At 55.3% G+C, this 21,438-nt stretch carries 13 protein-coding genes; 6 read left to right on the plus strand and 7 right to left on the minus strand.

Annotated elements, in window-relative coordinates:
- Positions 1 to 302 precede the first annotated feature (302 nt).
- Entirely contained in the window at positions 303 to 1,355 is a 1,053-nt protein-coding gene (gene ccsA / locus FRY97_RS18860; RefSeq protein WP_147169128.1) for a cytochrome c biogenesis protein CcsA, read from the plus strand.
- A 30-nt stretch (positions 1,356 to 1,385) separates the two neighbouring features.
- On the opposite strand, the gene FRY97_RS18865 is transcribed toward ccsA, so the two are convergent.
- From FRY97_RS18865 to FRY97_RS18885, 5 genes are all read right to left on the minus strand, one after another.
- Complete coding sequence (locus FRY97_RS18865) at positions 1,386 to 1,700, minus strand: hypothetical protein (RefSeq protein ID WP_147169129.1); 315 nt, start codon at positions 1,698 to 1,700, stop codon at positions 1,386 to 1,388.
- Positions 1,701 to 1,894: 194 nt separating this feature from the next.
- Entirely contained in the window at positions 1,895 to 2,398 is a 504-nt protein-coding gene (locus FRY97_RS18870) for a dihydrofolate reductase (RefSeq protein ID WP_147169130.1), read from the minus strand.
- A gap of 350 nt (positions 2,399 to 2,748) precedes the next feature.
- Positions 2,749 to 4,335 (minus strand): SusF/SusE family outer membrane protein, encoded by a 1,587-nt coding sequence (locus FRY97_RS18875; RefSeq protein WP_147169131.1) that lies wholly within the window; start codon positions 4,333 to 4,335, stop codon positions 2,749 to 2,751.
- Positions 4,336 to 4,382: 47 nt separating this feature from the next.
- Complete coding sequence (locus FRY97_RS18880) at positions 4,383 to 5,957, minus strand: RagB/SusD family nutrient uptake outer membrane protein (protein WP_147169132.1); 1,575 nt, start codon at positions 5,955 to 5,957, stop codon at positions 4,383 to 4,385.
- A 25-nt stretch (positions 5,958 to 5,982) separates the two neighbouring features.
- Positions 5,983 to 8,979, minus strand: coding sequence for a SusC/RagA family TonB-linked outer membrane protein (locus FRY97_RS18885; protein ID WP_147169133.1), 2,997 nt, complete (start codon positions 8,977 to 8,979; stop codon positions 5,983 to 5,985).
- A 360-nt stretch (positions 8,980 to 9,339) separates the two neighbouring features.
- On the opposite strand from FRY97_RS18885, the gene FRY97_RS18890 reads away from it, so the two are divergent.
- A complete protein-coding gene (locus FRY97_RS18890) occupies positions 9,340 to 11,274 on the plus strand; it encodes a glycoside hydrolase family 13 protein (protein ID WP_170254750.1) in 1,935 nt (644 codons plus the stop codon).
- A 17-nt stretch (positions 11,275 to 11,291) separates the two neighbouring features.
- On the opposite strand, the gene FRY97_RS18895 is transcribed toward FRY97_RS18890, so the two are convergent.
- Entirely contained in the window at positions 11,292 to 11,906 is a 615-nt protein-coding gene (locus tag FRY97_RS18895; protein ID WP_147169135.1) for a 3'-5' exonuclease, read from the minus strand.
- Between the two features lie 188 nt (positions 11,907 to 12,094).
- On the opposite strand from FRY97_RS18895, the gene FRY97_RS18900 reads away from it, so the two are divergent.
- The 3 genes from FRY97_RS18900 to FRY97_RS18910 all read left to right on the plus strand — a co-directional run bounded on the left by FRY97_RS18900 (position 12,095) and on the right by FRY97_RS18910 (position 15,790).
- Positions 12,095 to 12,808 carry a YebC/PmpR family DNA-binding transcriptional regulator gene (locus FRY97_RS18900; RefSeq protein ID WP_147169136.1) on the plus strand — a complete coding sequence of 238 codons (714 nt, stop codon included), beginning with the start codon at positions 12,095 to 12,097 and terminating at the stop codon, positions 12,806 to 12,808.
- A 41-nt stretch (positions 12,809 to 12,849) separates the two neighbouring features.
- Positions 12,850 to 13,185 carry a hypothetical protein gene (locus FRY97_RS18905; RefSeq protein WP_147169137.1) on the plus strand — a complete coding sequence of 112 codons (336 nt, stop codon included), beginning with the start codon at positions 12,850 to 12,852 and terminating at the stop codon, positions 13,183 to 13,185.
- Between the two features lie 385 nt (positions 13,186 to 13,570).
- On the plus strand, positions 13,571 to 15,790 hold the full coding sequence (locus tag FRY97_RS18910) for a DUF5916 domain-containing protein (protein ID WP_170254753.1): 2,220 nt from the start codon (positions 13,571 to 13,573) through the stop codon (positions 15,788 to 15,790).
- Here FRY97_RS18910 and FRY97_RS18915 read toward each other — a convergent pair.
- Positions 15,780 to 16,766, minus strand: a complete 987-nt coding sequence (locus FRY97_RS18915) for a lysophospholipid acyltransferase family protein (RefSeq protein ID WP_262712247.1) — start codon at positions 16,764 to 16,766, stop codon at positions 15,780 to 15,782. The two genes, FRY97_RS18910 and FRY97_RS18915, sit on opposite strands and share 11 nt — an antisense overlap.
- Before the next feature lie 145 nt (positions 16,767 to 16,911).
- Here FRY97_RS18915 and FRY97_RS18920 point away from each other — a divergent pair, with 145 nt between their 5' ends.
- On the plus strand, positions 16,912 to 21,390 hold the full coding sequence (locus FRY97_RS18920; protein WP_147169140.1) for an OmpA family protein: 4,479 nt from the start codon (positions 16,912 to 16,914) through the stop codon (positions 21,388 to 21,390).
- Positions 21,391 to 21,438: the final 48 nt, after the last annotated feature.

A 21,438-nucleotide genomic window follows, 5' to 3' on the forward strand; every position in this document is an offset into this window, starting at 1 on the left:
TTTAGCCCGAGCTAAAGGAGCGGTTCTTTAACGAAGAGTAGGCGGAAAAGAACGAAACTTGGGGTGGCAAGGATTTATGACTTGAGGCACTAGAGCCCGAAAAGCATCAACGCCTGTGGCATTTGGGTTCACGCCCATATCGGCGGGCGGCAAGCAGGCTATCGGATCGGCAGGCGTAAGCTTTTCCCATCGCGGCCATAAGGCTGCAATGCCTGAACAAGAGCTCTGCCGGGCAGGTTAAATATTTTATATTTGCCGTCCGGCCAAACCAACAGGCTGCCGGTCAAAAGAACCTTCTGATTATGAAAAAGCACTGGTGGAAAATAGCAGGTGTAGCCATTTTGATTTATGTTTTTCTAGCAGGGCTGCTGGCCCCGGTTTCCCCTGGCATCGTAAAAGTGAGCCCGGGCAGCCTCTCCACAGGCGATACGGCCGTTTTGCAAGTGACCGGCTACAATTCCAACTATGCTTCTGGGGAAGCGCCCCGGGCTTGGCTGAAATTGGACAACGAACGGGCTATCGCTGCTCAGGATATCACAGTAGAGGACGACAGGCACCTTAGGGCGGCTTTCCAGATCCCTGCTTTTTTGCCTGTCGGGCGCAAAGTACAAGATTTTACCCTCGTGATTGACTCCAAGGCAGATGGGACAGCTGTACTGCCTAGCGCTGTATTTGTGACCCAAGACAGCATCGATGCGGCAAGGGGGCAGCAGCAGTGGCAAAACGCTGCCATCTCGCATTTGCATGAGGAGTGGCGCTTTGATTATCCCTTCCGCAACATCCTGGCCGAGACCATCCGCAACACCTATTTCCATGTGCCGCTTTGGTTCGCGATGGTTTTTATTTTTATGGGCTCGGTCCTGTTCAGTGTCCGGTACCTCAGGGGGGGCAGCTTAGAGGCAGACTGCCGGGCGCAATCGTTCACCAGGGTTGGGATATTGTTCGGGATTTTGGGGCTGGCCACCGGCGCCATTTGGGCGAAAAATACTTGGGGGGCTTATTGGAGCGGGGATGTGAAACAGAATATGACTGCGATTGCCCTGTTGATATACTTGGCATATTTTATCCTTCGCGGTGTATTTGAAGACCCGGACAAGAAAGCACGGGTATCTGCGGTTTACAACATCTTTGCTTTTGCAGCGCTCATCCCTTTGATTTATGTGATTCCCCGCCTGACCGACAGCCTTCACCCCGGCGCGGGGGGCAACCCAGCATTTGGAGGGGAAGATTTGGACAACACCATGCGCATGGTGTTTTATCCGGCTATCATCGGATGGACGTTGCTAGGCTTTTGGATGGCCAATCTTTCTTACCGCATGGAAAAAATCCGGCTCAAATGGCTGGAGGTGCTCTAAGCCTGCTTCAACGATGTGGTTGAAGGGGGCTTATGATTCTTCCTGTACGGATTTTATTTCCCGCTTCGCTTCTCTTCTCAGCACCCGCTGCACTGCGTAGAACTCTCGGTGGGAGGGGATGTAGCCTCCCCTTTTCCAATGTTCGATCATGCGGTTGGCCTCTTCGGGGGTCAGTTTTTTCAGAGGGGCTTCCTCTAGGATTTCCATATTGTAATTGGTCGTGTTCTGTGTATCCAAGGCCGGGTGGGGAGCCCGGCGTTTACGGGCTTTGCGCTGCTGCGCTTTGGTAAAACCATAAATCAGTGCAGTTGCTGCTCCGGCCAGGAGGGCAATGAATAACTCCATATTCGCGATTGTTCGTAAAAAAACTATTGGCGTTTGGCCACTTTGCCCGGCAGGGTAGGAGAGGGCAAGGCTGATGTTGTATGAGCAGCCCGAAGGGTAAAGTACAAACGAACTCTAAATAATGAGCGCCAAACACAACTTAAGAACGTTCTGCTAAGGGCAAAAGTTTGATTATGCAGCTGTAAATGAGGGTATTATGTTCTGGTGTAGCGCATGAGAGCAAAAGCATGAGCGTGCCGCTCGTCTTTGGGGTGGCGCCCAATACAAGAGGCGGACCAATTTTGGTGGCTGATGCGGGGGAAGTATGCATCAGCCTCAGGGACTTCGGTGTCTACTACAGTGAGCAGCAGCTCGTCCGCATAAGGCAGGGCTAGTTCATATATCTTTTCGCCGCCCAAGACGATTGCCCGGCCGTACCGAGACTGTTTGGCCTGCTCAAAGGCCTGTTCGACACTATGGGCTACCGCCCCGCCGAAAGCCGGCACATAGCCATTTTGGCGGGTGACTACGGTATGTGGGCGGCCGGTGAAAATCATTTCCCCTTGGGGCGATTCGTAAGATTTCCGCCCGGAAATCAGGAATGCGCCGTCCAGCTGATCGAGCAGGAAAGCTTCATCATCGGGCAATTCCCAGGGTACATCGCCCCCTCTCCCAATAGCAGCCCCACGGGAGATTGCAGCTATCATCTGTACTTTCATACGCTAAGCAACAAGAAGGCCCCTGCCTGGGGTTTTAGAGCGTGTTGGGTTTTTGGTCTTCTAGTCGAAAATTAGTGCCTCGAGCCATAAATCCTTGACACCCCAAGTTTCGTTCTTTTCCGCCTACTCTTCGTTAAAGAACCGCTCCTTTAGCTCGGGCTAAAGCCGCGAACCTTCGCCTTGATTAGCCCGAAAACCGGGGCTTAGCCAAAGTTTCGGGGCGAAGTATAGGCGAAAAAGTGTCCCGCTAGCTTAGCGGGACAGACCAATTACTAAAGTCCCAACACGCTCTTAACCAGTAGAGGCCTTCTTTGCTTTGCCAAGACGGGCTTGGCAGCCCTTCCTTAATCCTAATCGAAGCTGTAAGCCCCGGTCAGTACATTAAAGGTAACGGTGTAAGTGCCAGCAGCAACCGGGATGTTGGCGCCATCCTGTATGCCTGTGCCAGCGGGGAAGTCGAGGGCGCCCCAATTGACGCCCCAGTCATCGTTAAGACGGAACTTCGCCTCGCCGTCAATCAGTTCTACTGTAAGCGTTTGCACAGATGGATCGTTGGCGTCAGGTGCCATATCGGTGTCTGCGTCCCAACCGCCCGGTGTGGCGGAGCCGATCAGGCCCACTGAAGCTTCCTCAAAGGAATATTCGCCAGTGAGGGCATTGAAGGTAATGTTGTACAGGCCGAAAGTGACCGGGATGTTGTCCCCATCCTGTGTGCCTGTACCGCTTGGGAAGTCAAGCGACCCCCAGTTGATCGCCCAGTCGTTATTGGCCCGGAATTTGACTTCCCCATCGAGCAGGCCGACCAAAATAGAGTAGGTGCCATCGCCGTTGTCCCTCATATCGGTGTCGGTATCCCAGCCGCCCGGTGTGGCAGAGCCAATGATGCCAACAGATTCGATATTGAAAGGCTCGCGCAGGAATTCCAGCTCATAGGCCAGTGAGGCATCATTGAAGGTGACTTTGTAAACCCCGGCATCTCCGTTGAACATGACGTTGCCGCCAAATTCTTCTGCTACGCCATCGCCGTTGTCGTCCCCAAAGTTCTTGCCCATAAAGTTGGGCATTTCAGCAAACTTGAACTCATCGCCGGGCTGCAGCTCTACTTCTGCCAGGACCCATGTGTTGTCCTCGGTCAGGCTGAAGCTGAACTCGCTGCCAGAGAAGTTGTTGAAGCTGCCCAACAGGTAGAGCCCGGAAACGTTGCTGGCCAAGTCTACGGCAGGGCGCACGGTGTATTCCAGTGTCTCATCGTTGAAGGTGATATTGACTTCCCCAGAGAAGCCGCAGGCGGTATCGCCATTGCCATTAGGCCCCATATTGCTTTCCATGAAGCCGTTGCAGTCTGCATCGCCCCAGTCCTCATCGCACCAGTCAAAGCAGTTTTTGAACTTCCAAGCTTCGCCTTGCAGGTCCACACCGCGGATTTCCCAAGTGTGGTCTGCAACAAGCTCCATGACGTCGGCACCCCAGCCGTTGAACGCGCCAGCGATGAACATCTCATTGTGGTTGGCAGCGAACGGCAGAAGGGATATCTCAAATGTAGTGCTGCGGTTGGTTGATTGCCCCTTAGCATCGGTCACAGCCACCTCCAGGGTGTAAAAGCCCGCCCCGAGCAGCTCCGCGTTGAAGTCTGCGCCAGGGATGACCAGGCTGTCCTGTGTGCCCGACAAGGCCTTGGTAGCACCGCCGAGGACATTGCCGAACTCGTCTCTGATCTCAATGCTCGCTTCGGAAAGTGGCGAGGCCTGCCCATCCGCGAAGATGGCTTTCACATCAAAGTTGCCTACTACGATCTTGCTGTTGTCTGCCGGGAAAATTGAGACAATGCCCGGGGGGAAGTCTGTCAGCGCTGCTACATCTATCTCGTCCTTGGTACAGGCGAAGACAGCAAGTGCGGCAGCAGCCAGCAGTGTTATCCGATAAATCAATGATTTCATATCAAAGAAAATTTTTCATGTTAAAATCTGGTGTGCAAAGGGGCAGATTAATAGCCATCGTTTTGCACCAAGTTAGGATTAGAGAGCAGGTCTTCGACCGGGATAGGGTAAACGTTGCGGAAGGTAGGTGTTTCCTGCCCTTCAGCCACATTGCCTTTCCACGCCCAGATCCCTTTTTCGGTAAACTGCCCGAAGCGGATCAGGTCGGTACGGCGGTGGCCCTCCCAGTACAGTTCCCGTGCCCGCTCGTCGAGGATAAAGTCGAGGGTGAGCTCATCGGCGGTGATCTGGCCTGCGGCACTGTCATAGGCCCGCTCGCGCAGAAGATTGATCAGCGTTACGGCAGTAGCGATATCACCGTTGGTTGCCCCCCGGAGCACAGCTTCTGCGTAGATCAGGTGCACCTCAGCAAAACGGAACATCGGGTAGTCGGTATCCACAAAAGTCGGGTCTTGTCCAGCCGTCCCATCGGAAGTCACATTTTGGTATTTGGGCACGGCATAGCCGTTGGTGAACTCATTGATGGCCCCTACTGCTTTGGTCTGCCCATCTGTAAAGAAGATAGCCCGTTCGTCTATGTTGCCGGTCTCGTCCGGGAAGAGGTCTACAAGAGAAGGTGTGGTGCGCAGGCCGCCCCACGCGCCTACCACGCCGTAGTTTGCGTCGGTCATGTTGCCGCCGAGGGCTGCGTGCACCAAGTAAGTCGTGCCGCCAAAGGTCTGAGTCGCTTCCCCATCAAAGTTGACAGAGAAAATGAACTCTGAAGAGCGGTCGTTGTCTGCCAGGAAGTTGTGGTGGTAAGTATCCATAAGTGCATAGGCACCGCTATTGATGATGTTATTGCAAGCATCAACCACTTCATTGTAGGCAGGGGTAGCGCCATATACCGGTGCATTGAGCCCGATTTTAGCCTGCAGCATCCAAACCGCTGCCCGGTCGGCCCGGCCGTATGCAGCAGTGCCTGGCTCTGCCATTAAAGGCTCGATTTCCTTGAGCTCGGCTTGGATGTACTCTAGCACCTCCAGGCGTCCGGCCTGCCGGGGTGCGGTAGCGCCTACTGCTTGGTCTTCGGTAAAGAATGGCACGTTGCCGAAGAGGTCGATTGCATGCCAGTAGCTCAGCGCTCGCAAAAAGCGGGCTTCTGCTCGGAAAGTAGGCATTTGCGCAACCACTTCTTCGCTCACGCCCCGGGCGTCGAGCTTTTCATCCGTAGCCTCCCGGAGGAATTCGTTGACCATAGACACCTGGAAGAATACCCGGTAGTACATGGCCCTCACGAATTGGTTGTTGCTGCTCCAGCTTTGGGTGACCAGGTCGGGCAGCCCGTCATCGTTCCAGGCAATAACCGCTTCGTCAGTGGGCAGCTCCTGCAGCTGCCAGTATTGCCTGAGGTAGCTCGAGAAGCCTTCGTCGAGCGATTTGATGTCGGCGTTGCCAGCAGGGCCAGCTTGGCCAGTTACTGCCAAGCCAGCGTAAATACGGGTCAGGAAACGCTCGTAGGAATCGTCGGTGCTGAAAAAGACATCCGGCGTCAGGTTGTTGCGCGGCTGCACATCAAGGTCGGTACAAGCCCCAAGCGCGAGCAGTAAGCCTGCAAATGTTATAGTGAGGATCTTTTGCATGATCGTTCTTTTTTAGTTCAAACAATTATAGGCCAAGGCTTGCGCCAAAAATGAAGCCCATAGGCCTTGGGTAAGGGGCATTGTCTATGCCTCCGATGCCCACTTCTGGGTCAAGCCCACTGTACCGGGTGAAAACCAGAAGGTTTTGGCCAGTTACGTACAGCCGAAGGCTGGAAACGCCGCGCTTAGGCAGGAAAGTGTAGCCTAAGGTGATGTTGTCCAAACGCATGAATGAGGCATCCTCCACGTAGTAGTCCGAAAAGTACTGCGGGTTGCGGAAGCCTGTTACCAAAGCTGACTCATGCACGTTGTTCATAAAGCCAGGCAAGCCGGTAATGCGGTTGTAGAAGCCCCGGTTGGAAGCGTTGTTGTTGTAAACATAGTTGCCTACAGCCCCACGGAGGGTCATCGCAAGGTCAAAACCTTTGAATTGCAAGTTTGACGTCAGTCCGTAGATGATGTCAGGTGCAGGCGACTGGTACAAACGGCGGTCGGCCTCGTTGATCACCCCGTCTTCGTTCTGATCTACGTACATCGGCTGGTCTGCTACGTCGTTGACCGGGTTGCCGTTCTCATCAAGGATGTGTTCGTAGACATAGAACGCATCAATTTCGCCCCCGACGCGTAGGATTTGGATGTTGTTGCCCACGCCGCCAGAAATGCCGCCACGGAGGATGCCACCGCTGCCAGCGATATTGCTGATCTCCAATACTTCTGTACGGTTGTAAGCGATGTTGCCGCTCAAGCTCCAGCTTAGTTCAGGAGTATTGACAACTGTACCGGTCAGGGAGAGTTCTACTCCGCTGTTCTGCAGCTCGCCCACATTGGTCAGCACGCGGTCAGAGAGGTTGGTGCCTGCGGCCACGTTTACGTCGAAGAGCAGGTCATTGGTGTTTTGGACGTAGTACTCCAGCGAGCCAGAGATGCGGCCGTTGCCAAAACCAAATTCAAGGCCAGCGTTGAAGGAAGTCGTTTCTTCCCATTTCAGGCCAGCGTCATAGGCATCCGGGCGGGCAGTATTGATGAAGATCGGCGTGCCATCTGCGTTGTACCCAATCTGGTAGCGTGCGCGCTGATCGCTGATCGCATATTGTGAGAGGTAGCGGTAATCGCCAATCTCTTGGTTGCCGGTCACGCCATAGCTGACGCGGAACTTGAGGTCAGAGAAAAGGTCGTTGAGGCCTTCTGCCCAGTTTTCTTCGAGCACCCTCCAAGCGAGTGCAGCAGAGGGGAACAAGCCCCAACGGTTTTCAGGGCCAAAGCGCGTGGAACCGTCCCGGCGCAGGGTAGCCGTGAGCACATAGCGGTCGTCAAAGCTGTAGATAGCCCGCCCCCAAAAAGAGATCAGGCGGTTCTCAAAGCTGGTGTTGAAAGGGAACACATCCTCGGCAATATCAGGGCGGTTGGCCCCAAACTGGTCTGTCGGGAGGTTTTGCCCTTCAAAGATCGGGTACTCTTCGTTGAAGTCCTGGTAAGAATAACCAACGGTCAAGTCCAGGCGGTTGCGCTCATTGAGGCTGCGCTGATACTTCAGGTAGGCATCCATGAGGTAGTTGGTGCGGGTAAAGTTCTCCACGCGCACCCGGCCATTGTAGTTGGCGACCTGCGTATTGACAAAAGTCGTAGGCTCAAAGGTAGTACGCTCGCCCTGATTGATGTCAAAGCCTACATTGCCTTTCAGGCTAAGCCCTTCAAGCAGGTTGTCGAGCTTCAGCTCCATATCCATGTTGCCGATGTTGCGGAAAGACTGCCCGAGGTCCTGCCGCTGCTCAATAGCAGAGACGGGGTTGCGCGGGGCAAGAGGGTTGCCATACTCAAAATAGCCGCCAAATGCAGTATTGGCGGGGTCGAGCACAGGCTGTGTAGGGTCGAGCTCCCATGCAGCGCCTATGCCCGGGTCAAATACATCTTGTGTACGCGCGCCCCGCAGGTTGGTGTTGATCAGGAGGTTGCCATCTAGCAGCTTATGGTTGTAGTTGAGCGCATAGCTGATGCGCTCCGTCTCTGAGCTCCGGATGATGCCCTCCAGCTCCTGGAAGCCTGCGCTGATGCGGTAGCCATAGTCCTGGCCCCCACCGGAGACGCTGAGGTTGTGGCTTTGCCCCTGTGCCGTGCGCAGGGTCTCATCAAACCAGTTGGTATTGGCGTTGCCGAGCTGCGAAAGGCGGCTGGGCGCGTGGAAAGTCACCAGATCACGGAATGCGCCTGCATCGAGCATGGCAGGCTCGCCCCGGAGCTCATTGACGGTGTAGTAGCCGTCATAATTGACGCGCGGGCGGCTGCCGGCCTCTCCTTTTTTGGTGGTGATGATGATGACCCCGTTGGCGCCCCGCGAGCCGTAGATTGCTGTTGCGGAAGCATCTTTCAGCACGGTGAACGACTCAATGTCGCTGGGGTTGATGAAGTTCAGTGGGTTCCGGCCGCCTGCCGTGCCCTCGTTGTCCAGTGGCATGCCATCCACTACGAAGAGGGGCTCGTTGCTGGCATTCAGCGAAGTAGCGCCCCGGATACGGATAGCGGAGCCACCTCCCGGAGAGCCGTCGCCCGGTGCAATCTGTACCCCGGCCACTTTGCCGGTGATGAGCTGCTCCGGGGAAACGATCGCGCCCCGGTTGAAGTCTTTGGTGGTCACTTTGGCGACTACGCCCGTAGCGTCTTCCTTTCGGACGCTGCCATAACCGATGACCACCACCTCGTCCAAGACTTCTACGTCTTCGCCCAAGGTGAAATCAAGGGTGATGGTCTCCCCATCTGCTACCGTGATGGTTTTGGTCAGGTCGGCATATCCTGTGTAAGAAGCGCGGATCTGCTGCTCGCCCGAAGGGACATTTTCTAAAAGGTAGTTGCCATCAAAATCGGTGGCGGTACCCCGGCTGCTGCCTACAAGCAGGACCGTAGCACCAATTAGGGGCTCGCCATTTTCATCAGTGGCTACCCCCTGCACTTTGCCCTGCGCCCAGCTGGCTTGTGCTACGCACAGCACGCCTGCCAGAGCAACAGCCCATCGTAAAAGGTTTTTCATAAAGCTACATTTTGATTAAGGTTCATACAACAAAGGCCGGAAAAGAGGCCCTTGAATCAGACTAGGTTAAATCCAAAAAAAATCTGCTGCCGGCGCCATGCTCCGGCAGGGTAAGTGTAGTTGTTACACATTAAGGGCTCGATTTTGCGCAGCAATAACCCGCTGTTTGTTAGTATGTTGCAGGTAGGTTGCGTTTTCTGTAAGCAAACTTAATGTAAATTATAAACCAACTCAAAAGCAAATATATTTTTTGAAATCCATTCGCCCTACTTAATTTTGGATTATATTGAGAAAATAGCGGAGCATTTCGCCAGTTTTCCAATGGATATTTCCCGCTCATTGCAAAAGAACCCATTAAACATGAACTCACTGTTGATGAAAATCACTGCCTTTGTTATGGCAGTCATGACCTTTGTCAAATTTCTGCCCGCTCAAGAATCTCCCCGTTTTCCCGAAGGGGTAGAGGAGGCCGCTTACCGCTATCGTACCGCAGAAGGGCTGCCGCAAGTGGCCGAGCCGCGCGTAGCGCCTCCGCATTGGTGGGCCGGGCTCGATTGGCCTGAGCTTCAGCTGCTGGTCTACGATGGGCAGATTGGCACCTGCGAAGTAACCCTCGACTACCCTGGGCTGCAGCTGGAAAGCGTAGACCGGGTGCAGAATGCCAATTACCTTTTCCTCAATCTGAGGGTGAGCCCATCCCTGCAGCCGGGCACTGCACAAATCCGTCTTTCTTGCGGCTCCGTCGAACGTTCCATACCTTACACCATTAAAGCAGCAGAGGGCATTGGGCAGCCTGCCGGCATAGGGCCAGAAGACTTTATCTACCTCATCATGCCCGACCGCTTTGCCAATGGGGATACCGGCAATGACGTAGTGCCGGGCACCCAACAAACTGGCATCGACCGGGCCAATGTGTTCTTCCGGCATGGTGGGGACCTCATCGGGATCATGGAGCACTTGGACTATTTGGAGGGGCTGGGCGTCACGGCTATCTGGCTCAATCCTGTGCTGGCTTGCGATCAGCCCTACGAATCCTACCATGGCTATGCTACTACAGACCATTATCAGATTGACCCCCGGCTGGGCACCAATCAGCAGTATCAGCAGTTGGTGGACCTGTGCCACGAGCGGGGCATCAAGGTCATCATGGATATTGTGCACAACCATGTAGGCGATCAGCATTGGATGATCAAAGACCTGCCCGAGGAAGATTGGATACATCAGGGCGCGCAGTTTGAAAAAACAACATACCGCGCCCCTACCATCATGGACCCCTATGCCGCGCCAGAAGACCGTTCTCAAATGTTGGACGGCTGGTTTGACCGCCACATGCCGGACCTCAATCAGCAGAACCCCAGGGTAGCCCGCTACCTCTTGCAGAACAACATTTGGTGGGTGGCTGAAACGGGGCAGGACGGCTACCGCATAGACACTTACCCTTACCCGGACCCTGGCTTTATGTCTTGGTGGGCAGCGGCCATGCAGCAGGTGTTCCCCGGCATTGGTTTGTTTGGCGAAACTTGGGTGCACGGCCCGGCCGTACAGGCGCAGTTCACACAGGGCAACAACCTCCAAGAGGGGTACAATGCCCACCTGCCGGGGGTGACCGATTTCCAAATGCACTACGCTATGCTGGAAGCCTTGCAGCAAGGGCAGGGCTGGACGAGCGGGGTGGCCCGCCTGTATTATACCCTGGCCCAGGATTTCTTGTACGAAGACCCCTACCGGAATGTGCTTTTTCTGGATAATCACGACCTGACCCGCATATTTATCGCCCTGGGTGGGGAGCTGGAAAAGTACAAATCTGCTATGGCCCTGCTGATGACGCTTAGGGGGATACCTATGATTTATTACGGCACAGAAATATTAATGACGGGCGAGCCCGGAGGGGCTTTTGGTGAAGGCGGCCGCATTGATTTCCCCGGCGGCTGGCCAGGCGATAAAGTGGACAAATTCAAAAAGAAGGGCCGCACGGCCGAGGAGCAGGAGGCATTCAGCTACGTCCGGTCGTTAGCTCAGTACCGTAAAGAGAACCCGGTCCTTCACCGTGGCAAGCTGATGCAGTATGTTCCAGAGGATGGGGTGTACGTTTACTTCCGTTATGATGTCCGCAAGACGGTAATGGTCGTGTACAATGCTAACGAAGCGCCCAAAGCGGTCAGCACATCGCGGTTTGCCCGGCCGATGCAGGGCTATGCCTCAGCCAGGGATATTGCTACGGGGGATGTGTTCAGCCTGCTTTCTCCATTACAGCTGCCGGCACACGGCGCCTTGGTGCTTGAGCTCCTGCCTTAAGGGCATGCAAATATGCCCTAAGCCGGGCTGACGGTCAGGCGGGCCATCATTTTGTTCAGGGCGATAAAGCAGCGGCCAGTTAGCACTGCATCTTCAAGGGCATTGTGCTCGTCCGTTTCCCGTTCCAGCCCAAAAAAAGCGGCAATAGCGGTAAGGCTCTGCCGCTGTGGCATGGGCTCTCCAGCCGCTTGGAAAATAGGGAAGAGTGCGTGTGTCAGCGACTGCATATCATACATGCGGTAGCTGAAAGGCCACTTCCGGTTGATAATGCCATACGCAGCTTTCAGGAACGCAAAATCATTGACGATGCCAAGGCCTGCGATCATGGTATGCCGCAACAAGCGGGAGTTGTCGAAGGGGTCGGGTTTTTTATGGCGGAGCCCCAGTATCCAAGCCTCAAATTCAGGAAGCACATCATCCAGCACAGGCGCGTCCTTGAGCTGCTGCAGCGAAATGCCATGCACCGCTTCAGAGGGTTTGGAGAAGGCTTCTTCGTTTTCCGGGTAGATATAAGTCTGGTAGCGGCCCAGCTCTGCCCAGTCCTCCGAATAGGCTACGGCGCCAATTTCGATGACATCGTGGTAGCTAGGGTCGTCTCCCGACATCTCCAGGTCTATGACCAAGTATTCCATAAGGTGGTTTTATTTGGGCAGAAGGTACGTTATCTTTTGCAAAAAAAGACCCGCTGTAATAAGTTGTTCCTATTCGGGAAATTCTAATTTTGCAAGCGCCCCCCGGGAGCGGCATGTTTGCCCGGCAGGGCGCAGGCTTGGGCGGTATCGCCCAGACCGCTATTTTATAAACCACAAGCTACAGCAACATGGGACGTGCGTTTGAATACCGCAAGGAACGAAAAATGAAACGCTGGGCCAATATGGCCAAAACTTTCACCCGCATTGGGCGGGAAATTGCCATTGCCGTAAAGGAAGGGGGCGCTGACCCGGAGTACAACCCCAGGCTCCGCCTTGCCATACAGAATGCCAAAACGGCCAACATGCCCAAGGCTAACGTGGAAAACGCCATTAAGAAGGCGGTCTCCAAAGATGCCGAGAATTACGAAGAACTGGTCTATGAAGGCTATGCCCCACACGGGGTGGCGGTCATTGTAGAAACTGCGACCAACAACCCTACCCGCACCGTAGCCAGCGTGCGCCACATCTTTTCCAAATACGGCGGCAACCTGAGCACTTCCGGTTCGGTGGATTATATGTTCAGCCGCAAGGCCAACTTCAAGGTGGATGCCGAGGGGCAGGATATGGAAGAACTGGAGCTCACACTCATCGACTTCGGGCTCGAAGAGCTCCGCAGGGAGGAGGACCAGATTGTGCTGACTTGCGCATTCGAAGATTATGGCAACTTGCAAAAGGGGCTGGAAGCGCTCAACCTGGAGGTCAAAGAATCGGAGCTGCTCCGCATACCAGGCCACTACAAGGAACTGTCTGATGAAGAAGTAGAGGACGTCATCAAGCTTATCGAAAAGATGGAGGAAGATGATGATGTGACCAACGTCTTTCATAACATGAACGAAGAATAATCTTTCACCTCCCGGTACCGCCGGGGCATAGCTACTACCACATGGACTTTTTCCGCATCAACCGTACTGCCGTGGTGACCCGGCCCAAACCTGCCCTCATCGCTTGGGCCAACGAAATCTTCCCGGAAGATCCGGTCAGTTTTGAGGACATGGATCAGCACGATGAACAGGACATTTTCCTCTTGCCTGACCTTGACGGAGTGGAAGAGGTCGAGGCTTACCTTAAGCAGAACGTAAGCGATCTGCTCGGCGCGCTCCTGGAAGATTGGTGCATGGACGAGAGCGATTGGCCTAGCCCTCTGGATTGGGAGTTGTTCGTCCGCTTCTTCGAGTACCATATCGAAACGGTAGTCGTTGATACGGTAGAAGAGGATTAACTTGCTTTCTATAGGCGCAAACCAGATTGTCGTTTTTTGCCTGCCCAGCCTGCTTCTCGAGACGGGGCCTGCCCCTGCCAGCGGGCAGGTGCCGCTATGCTCCGGGGCTCGCTGTCCGCTCGGCCCCTCGCCCTACAGGCGTCGGGTCTGGCCTTCGGCCACCCCTGCGCAGCGCTAGGCCAATGCCAGGCTAAATAAAGCCCGGATAGCTCGTGGCGCCTGCGATATTTTGGTTCGCAGCCCTTCCCCTTCCGGGAAAGACTGCCTGTAAACCCTGGCCATTAGTCAATAAAACCAATTCCTGCAGCTGGCAACGGCTATCGCAGGTGCTGCTACTATGAATATATTTAGGCTTTTTCTTTTTTCTTTCTTTTTGCTGGGCAGTATGCATGCCCAAGAAACAGCAGAGCCCTTTCCCGGCCTGTTGGTGAAAAAGTCAGCAGGTCCAATCGTACTAGATGGCCAATTGGAAGAAGCGGCTTGGGAACGTGCTGAAGTAGCCAGCGAGTTTGTACAAAACTTCCCTTTTGACACTTCGGCTGCGGAGCTCCCTACAGAAGTGCGGGTCACCTTTACCGATGAAGCGCTTTACATTGCCGCTAAAATTTATCAGCCTAAGGAAGACTATATCGTTACTTCGCTGAGAAGGGATTTCGAATTTGGGCCAAGCGATGTGTTCGCCGTTAATATAGACCCCTTCCGGGATAAAATTAATGGCTTCCACTTTGCCGTCTCTCCCCTCAATGTTCAACGGGAAGGGCTGATCGATAACGGCAACAATATTTCTACAGACTGGGACAATAAGTGGTACTCAGCCGTGGGCAACCACCCTGAATATTGGGTGGTGGAAATGGCCATCCCTTTCAAAACCTTACGCTATAAAAGGCAGGATGCAGACAATAGGTGGCGGATGAACTTCACGCGCATTTCCGTCCGCCAAAACGAGCAGTCCAGCTGGGGCGCAGTGCCCCGTCAGTTCGGGGTGAACAACCTCGCTTTTGCCAGAGAGGTGCTTTGGGCGTCCCCACCGCCACGGCCAGGGCTCAATGTCTCGCTTATCCCTTACGCCATCGGTGGCATAAATGAAGACGCAGAGTTCAACTTGCCTTCCGAAACCACTTGGAATGCTGGCGGGGACGCCAAAGTGGCCCTTACGCCCTCCCTCAATTTAGATTTGACTTTCAATCCAGATTTCAGCCAAGTGGAGGTAGACCGGCAACTGACCAACCTAAGCCGTTTTGAGCTTTTCTTCCCTGAGCGCCGGCAATTCTTTTTAGAAAATGAGGATTTGTTCGGTAAGTTCGGCTTCCCCAGCTCCCGGCCTTTTTTCAGCCGGCGGATAGGCATCGCCAGGGGGACGCTGCGGAAAATTGACAACGATGGCCAGGAGATAGAGGTAGACCGCACGCTCAATGTACCTATTCAGGCTGGCGCTCGCATCAGCGGGAAGCTGGACAACAATTGGCGTGTGGGCTTGCTCAATATGCAGACCGGCCCAGTCCAGGCTGCTGACATTGCTCCGGCCAATTACGCCGTGGGGGTACTGCAGCGCAAAGTGTTCGACCGGTCTTATGTAGGCGGGATTTTTACCAATAAAATCAATTTCCGGCCCGATGGGAATGGAGGGTACGAGGTAGACCCCGCCGCGGCCAACCGTGCAGCAGGCATTGAATACAACCTGTTCTCAAAAGACAACAAGTGGGAGGCGGAGGCTTTTTACCATCGGTCTTTTGGGCAAAATGAGCAGGCTGACGCCCAGGCGGCGGCCCTGTTCATTGGCCATTACCTGCGCAGGTGGCGGATTTTTGCGCCCACGCATTATGTTGGCGCCAACCACAACCCTGAGATTGGCTTTGTGCCTCGTACTGGCTTCCTGTCAACTTCTCCTGGCATTACCCACCTGATCTTCCCCCAAAAAGAATGGTGGGCCAGGCGGGTCATCGCTTTCGGGCTAGAAGCCCGCACGGAGTTCCTCTTCAGCAAGCCCGATGATTTTCAACTGGCAGACCGCAACCTCTCCGGAGGGGCTTTCGTGCAGCTGCCCGGGCAGAGCCAGGTCAGCCTCAATTATTCCAATTCCTACACATTCCTGTTCAACCCTTTTGACCCCACGAATACAGGCGGAGAAGAGCTCCCCGCAAATAAAGGTTATCATTATCAGACTTGGTCGCTGTCCTTTGATTCTGATGTCAGAAAGGATTTCTACTATAGCGCAGGGGTAGAGCACGGCACTTTTTTCAACGCGGATTTTACCCGCGTAGAAATAGATGCCAATTTCCGTTGGCAGCCGGTAGGCGTGATTGCCCTGTCCGCAGCTTATACGGATATTGCGCTGCCTTCCCCCTACAGCTCTGCCAAGATATGGCTGGTAGGGCCAAGGGCGGAGCTCTCTTTCTCCCGTTCTGTCTTTTTCAGCGCCTTTTTGCAGTACAACACTCAGGCGGACAATGTAAACATCAACACCCGGCTGCAGTGGCGCTTCCGCCCGGTATCCGATTTGTTTTTGGTCTACACGGACAATTACTTTTCAGATCAGTTTTGGCAACAGCCTAAAGGCAAAAACCGCGCTATCGTACTGAAAGCTACCTATTGGCTCAATCTTTAGCCGCTGCCATCTCTTCCTGCGAGGGGCGCTTGTGCTTCCACCTTCTGTGGCTCCACAGCCAGTACTCAGGGGCTCGCCGGATGTCGTTTTCCAGCAGTTTGGTGTGGGCTTCAGTGAGTGCGCCCTGGGGCATGTCCTGTGGTGCATCGGTGATCAGCTCAAAACTGATCTCATACCGCCCCCGGCCTACTTTTTCAATATGACCGTAGAATACCGGCAGCTGGTACTTCCTGGCATAGGCTTCGGTGCCGAATAGCACCCCCGTGTCTTGGTTTAAGAACTTTACCCAATGGGCCCGTTTGGGGTTGGAGGGCGACTGATCGGTGGCGAACAAGGTCAGGTTGGTGCCCTTGTCGGTGGAGAAATACTCCCGGGTATCCCGTATGGAAACCATGCGCATGCCGAACTGGCTCCGGGATGCGGTTATCTTTTGGTTGAAAAAGGCGCTCTTCAACGGCTTGTAAAGCCCGATGCAGTTGTGCTCAATCTGGGCGGCAAAAGCAGTGGCCACCATTTCCCAGTTGTTGTAATGCCCCGCTGCTACAATAACCGATTGGCCCTTTTTATAGTAGGGGGCGAAAATTTCGGGGTTGATGGCCCGGCAGCGGCCCATGATCTCTGCCCTTGAAATGCTGAATGATTTAATGGCCTCTACCACAAGATCGGTGAGGTGGAGGTAGTACCCCCGTACAATTTTTTCCTGCTCTGCCGCAGACTTTTCAGGGAAAGACCGGCTGATGTTATCCCTGATGACCTTGCTCCTGAATTTGACTGGGCGGTACAGCACCCATGACAATATATTGGACAGCTGGTGCAGCCATGGCAGCGGCAGCCATGACAACGGCTTGATGATGAGATAGTACAGTACGGCTTCCATAAGCAGGTGGTCAGTTTTGAAATGACAGCGGTGCAGCTTAGCCCAATACAAGCCCGGCGCTGCATGCCACGGCGCGAATATAGGTTTTTTACGGGGCACCAAAATACCCGGAGCGGTATGGCGTTATGCCTATTGCCTGATTTGGCACAACTCCTGCATTGCCGTACCTTTGCCGCCAAGGCCCTTGCCAACTGTCTGGCGGTGTGCCCAAAGTTGAAGAGCCATAAAAGCAATATACATTACCATGAGCAAACTCTACAGCGGCCTGGCCTTGGCCCTGATCCTTACCTCTCTTAATTTGGCCGGCCAATCAGACCTTGAAGTCATCCGCAGCACCGTCCTCCCGTGGGGCAGCCCAGTCCGGAATATTTTTGTAGATGCCGACAATACCAAATGGGCGACCAATGGCGAAGGCTCCCGCAAAGTCGTTTCTCCCACCTTTGGACAGCCGGTGGGGCTGGGCATCAACGAACAGGGATTGTTTCAGTTCAGAGGGGGCAACGCAGACGTCCGCTGGAGCAAGGAGGAGCTTACGGCTGCCATTGGCAATATCCTGGATGCCGACAACTTCATCACTGCGGCCTTCTATGATGAGGTGGGCCAGGATATTTGGCTGGGCACTAGCCTGACCGGAGCCTATCGCCTGAAGCGTAACAACGGGGCGCTTGCTTTCCAAGACCAATGGTCTATGGACAATACCAAACTGCGCTCCAATTACATACACGACATCGCCCGTGATGCCAAAGGCCGGATATGGCTGGCTACCGATGATGGCGCCCTGGCCGGGCAGCCCGGTAAATGGGACGAAATAGAGCGGGGCCTCATCATCGAGTCTATTGCCATTGGCAACGGCCAGGTCTGGCTGATGGGGGACGGCTTGGTCGGTAAAGTAAACCGCCGAGATACCTGGGAGCTCCTGGATATCCCCTCCGGCAGGGTGGAAGGGGATATGACAGATATTGCCCTTGACGGGGAGGGGCGCTTGTGGATTGCCTCGCGCGTGATCAGCTGCTACAGCCCAGAGGATGATTCCTGGCAGGTCTTTGGTGGGGCAGAAGAGTACACCTCAGAGTTTGCCAACCAACTCGTGGTAGACTTGGACGGCGCAGTCTGGATTGGGACTGAGGACAAAGGCCTGTACGTCATTCAGAAAGGCTCTTCATTGGTGGCTAGTGTGGAAATGGAAAGCCCTGTAACCTGCAATGGCAACGGTGCCGATGGCGCTTTGCGGGTGCAGGTCTCGGGAGGTACACCGCCATACACCTATGAGTGGTCTGGCAGTGCAGCAGGGGAAAACCCAAAAGGCCTTTCTCCTGGCACTTATAAACTGACGATTACAGATAGCAAGGGCAAGTCAAGGGAGGCGGATATCAGTGTGCCTGACCGCCGTATCTCCCTTACTGCGGAAATGGTTGCCCCCGTGAGCGAGGGTGCAACGGAGGATGGGCGTGCAGTGGTCCGCGCTAAGGGGGGGATGCCTCCCTATTCCTTCGCTTGGGATAATGGCGAAAACCAGCCCCAAGCCATGGCGCTTGCCCCTGGCGAGCATACCGTGACCGTGACTGACCGCTTAGGCTGTGCTAAGGTGGGCAAAGTGGTCATTCAGGCTAAAACGGCAGCCCTTGCGGCAAAAATTGAACTTGTGAATGAGCTTAAATGTGCGGGCAGCCAAAGCGCAGCCCTGAAAGCTGTCCCACAAGGTGGCAAGCCCCCTTATGCTTTCAACTGGAGCTTGGCCGGGAATGAAGCGGCTCAATTGACGGGCTTAGGGGCAGGCACTTATCAGGTTACTATTACAGATGCAGAAGGGCAGACGGAAACCGTGGGCTACAAGGTGACCGCTCCGGAGCCATTAGCCTTGAGTGCCCGCGCATTGTCGACCGCTGCACCGGGCACTACAGATGGCCAGGCTGAAGCCTCTGCTTCCGGAGGCACCCCGCCTTATAGTTACCAATGGGAAACAGGGGGCAAACAGCCCACTTTAGAGGGGCTTGCGCCAGGGGCTTATGCATTGACGGTTACAGATGCCAATAATTGTAAAGCGCAGGCATCTGTGGTCATTGGGGAAGCTTTGCTGCCGCTGATTGTGAATATCTCCGAAACTCAGCCGGTATCTTGTAAGGATGCCCGTGACGCTGTATTGGAAGCTGCTGTGGATGGGGGCAAACCACCTTATAGCTATAGATGGTCTCACGATGCGTTAAATGACAATAGGGCAGAGGGCGTTGGGGCTGGCACCTATGAGTTGACTGTTGCAGACGCTGCCGACCAAACGGCCACTGTTTCCTTAGAGGTCACCGAGCCTGAAAAACTAAAGGTCACAGCGACGGTCTTATCTCCCGCTTCTGTAAATGCAGCGGATGGGGTGGCTGAGGCTATGATTTCTGGGGGCACTGGAGATTGTCAAGTGCGCTGGACCACCGGAGAGGCTGCTCTGCGGGCTACTCAGCTTCCTGCAGGTATGGCCACGGTTCAAGTTACTGATGAAAGAGGGTGTACGTCTAGTGCTACACTTGAAATTACAGAAGACATCCTTCCGCTGTCGGCTGCGGTGTCGGTGGCTGAGCCGATCGCATGTGCAGCGGGCACGGGCGCGCTGCGTGCGGAGGTGAAAGGTGGCAAGCCGCCATTCGCGTATGCATGGAGCGACGGCAGCACGGGCGAGGCAGCAGCCGGGCTGTCTGCCGGTGCATTTTCGGTCAGCGTGACAGACGCAGCAGGCACGGAGGCAGTGGCTACATTCGAGCTTTCAGCCCCGTCAGCACTGATTGCCACAGCTGAGGCATCCCGCCCGGCGAGCACGAACAGCAGCGATGGGGAGGCTGAGGCTTCTGCTTCCGGCGGCACGCCCCCTTATGCTTACGCATGGGGCAGCGGCGTATCGGGCCCATCAGCGTCTGGCCTGGCCCCCGGTCGTTACGAAGTGACGGTCTCGGACGCGAACGGCTGTGAGGCGGTGGCTGCGGTGGAGGTCAGTGAGAACATCCTGCCGCTGTCGGCTGCGGTGTCGGTGGCTGAGCCGATTGCATGTGCAGCGGGCACGGGCGCGCTGCGTGCGGAGGTGAAAGGCGGCAAGCCGCCATTCGCGTATGCGTGGAGCGACGGCAGCACGGGCGAGGCAGCAGCCGGGCTGTCTGCCGGTGCATTTTCGGTCAGCGTGACAGACGCAGCAGGCACGGAGGCAGTGGCCACATTCGAGCTGTCAGCCCCGTCAGCACTGATTGCCACAGCTGAGGCATCCCGCCCGGCGAGCACGAACAGCAGCGATGGCGAGGCACAGGCTTCTGCTTCCGGCGGCACGCCCCCTTATGCTTACGCATGGAGCAGCGGCGTATCGGGCGCATCAGCGTCTGGCCTGGCCCCCGGTCGTTACGAAGTGACGGTCTCGGACGCGAACGGCTGTGAGGCGGTGGCTGCGGTGGAGGTCAGTGAGAACATCCTTCCGCTGTCGGCTACGGTGTCGGTGGCTGAGCCGATCGCATGTGCAGCGGGCACGGGCGCGCTGCGTGCGGAGGTGAAAGGCGGCAAGCCGCCATTCGCGTATGCGTGGAGCGACGGCAGCACGGGCGAGGCAGCAGCTGGGCTGTCTGCCGGTGCATTTTCGGTCAGCGTGACAGACGCAGCAGGCACGGAGGCAGTGGCCACATTCGAGCTGTCAGCCCCGTCAGCACTGATTGCCACAGCTGAGGCATCCCGCCCGGCGAGCACGAACAGCAGCGATGGCGAGGCTGAGGCTTCTGCTTCCGGCGGCACGCCCCCTTATGCTTACGCATGGAGCAGCGGCGTATCGGGCGCATCAGCGTCCGGCCTGGCCCCTGGTCGTTACGAAGTGACGGTCTCGGACGCGAACGGCTGTGAGGCGGTGGCTGCGGTGGAGGTCAGTGAGAACATCCTTCCGCTGTCGGCTGCGGTGTCGGTGGCTGAGCCGATCGCATGTGCAGCGGGCACGGGCGCGCTGCGTGCGGAGGTGAAAGGCGGTAAGCCGCCATTCGCGTATGCGTGGAGCGACGGCAGCACGGGCGAGGCAGCAGCCGGGCTTCAGCCGGGCTCCTACACGGTATCCGTTGCTGATGTGGCAGGGAATGAAGCAATTGTTTCATTTGAACTTACCGCTCCCACTCCGTTAAGTGCTGAAATGGAAAGAGTAGAACCTGCTTTTAGCGACACCAGCGAAGATGGCAAAGCAGCAGTTGCAGCTTCCGGAGGTACGCCCCCATATACCTATGCCTGGAGCTCCGGAGCAACTACTGCTGAAGCCACAGACCTTGGCTTGGGCAAGTATACCGTAACGGTGGCAGATGCCAATAGCTGTAAGGTTGAGGTGGCATTCGAAATATCAGAGCGGGTGATCAAGGAGCTTTCGGGTGCGGTCAGGAGCGGGCAAACCATCCAAATGCAGAAGCTGCAGTTTGAGGCAGATAGCACCCGCTTGACAGATGAGGTGAAGCCTTTGCTGAACGAAATCCACCTCTTCCTAAAAGACAATCCATCTATTGTAGTGGAAATAGGTGGCCACACCAACAACCTGCCACCAGATGAGTATTGTGATCAATTGTCTACTGCCCGTGCAAGGGCAGTGGCCGAGTTTTTGGTTGGGAAAGGGATTGAGGCAGAGCGTGTTTTCTACAAAGGTTATGGCAAGCGGAAGCCATTGTTTTCCAACCGGACGGAAGACGGCAGGAGAAGGAATCAGCGGGTGGAGATTAAAATCTTAAGGCTGTAGGCCAGAGTCAGGAGGATGAGGGCAACAGGATGTTGCCCTCATCTCCAA

The organism is Phaeodactylibacter luteus (assembly GCF_007993045.1).
GTDB classification, from domain to species: Bacteria; Bacteroidota; Bacteroidia; order Chitinophagales; family Saprospiraceae; genus Phaeodactylibacter; species Phaeodactylibacter luteus.

What these genes read in the sequence shown, in the direction of transcription:
- ccsA (WP_147169128.1), top strand. Translation starts at nt 303, where the DNA reads ATGAAAAAGCACTGGTGGAAAATAGCAGGTGTAGCCATTTTGATTTAT.
- FRY97_RS18865 (WP_147169129.1), bottom strand. Translation starts at nt 1,700, where the DNA reads ATGGAGTTATTCATTGCCCTCCTGGCCGGAGCAGCAACTGCACTGATT.
- FRY97_RS18870 (WP_147169130.1), bottom strand. Translation starts at nt 2,398, where the DNA reads ATGAAAGTACAGATGATAGCTGCAATCTCCCGTGGGGCTGCTATTGGG.
- FRY97_RS18875 (WP_147169131.1), bottom strand. Translation starts at nt 4,335, where the DNA reads ATGAAATCATTGATTTATCGGATAACACTGCTGGCTGCTGCCGCACTT.
- FRY97_RS18880 (WP_147169132.1), bottom strand. Translation starts at nt 5,957, where the DNA reads ATGCAAAAGATCCTCACTATAACATTTGCAGGCTTACTGCTCGCGCTT.
- FRY97_RS18885 (WP_147169133.1), bottom strand. Translation starts at nt 8,979, where the DNA reads ATGAAAAACCTTTTACGATGGGCTGTTGCTCTGGCAGGCGTGCTGTGC.
- FRY97_RS18890 (WP_170254750.1), top strand. Translation starts at nt 9,340, where the DNA reads ATGAACTCACTGTTGATGAAAATCACTGCCTTTGTTATGGCAGTCATG.
- FRY97_RS18895 (WP_147169135.1), bottom strand. Translation starts at nt 11,906, where the DNA reads ATGGAATACTTGGTCATAGACCTGGAGATGTCGGGAGACGACCCTAGC.
- FRY97_RS18900 (WP_147169136.1), top strand. Translation starts at nt 12,095, where the DNA reads ATGGGACGTGCGTTTGAATACCGCAAGGAACGAAAAATGAAACGCTGG.
- FRY97_RS18905 (WP_147169137.1), top strand. Translation starts at nt 12,850, where the DNA reads ATGGACTTTTTCCGCATCAACCGTACTGCCGTGGTGACCCGGCCCAAA.
- FRY97_RS18910 (WP_170254753.1), top strand. Translation starts at nt 13,571, where the DNA reads ATGCATGCCCAAGAAACAGCAGAGCCCTTTCCCGGCCTGTTGGTGAAA.
- FRY97_RS18920 (WP_147169140.1), top strand. Translation starts at nt 16,912, where the DNA reads ATGAGCAAACTCTACAGCGGCCTGGCCTTGGCCCTGATCCTTACCTCT.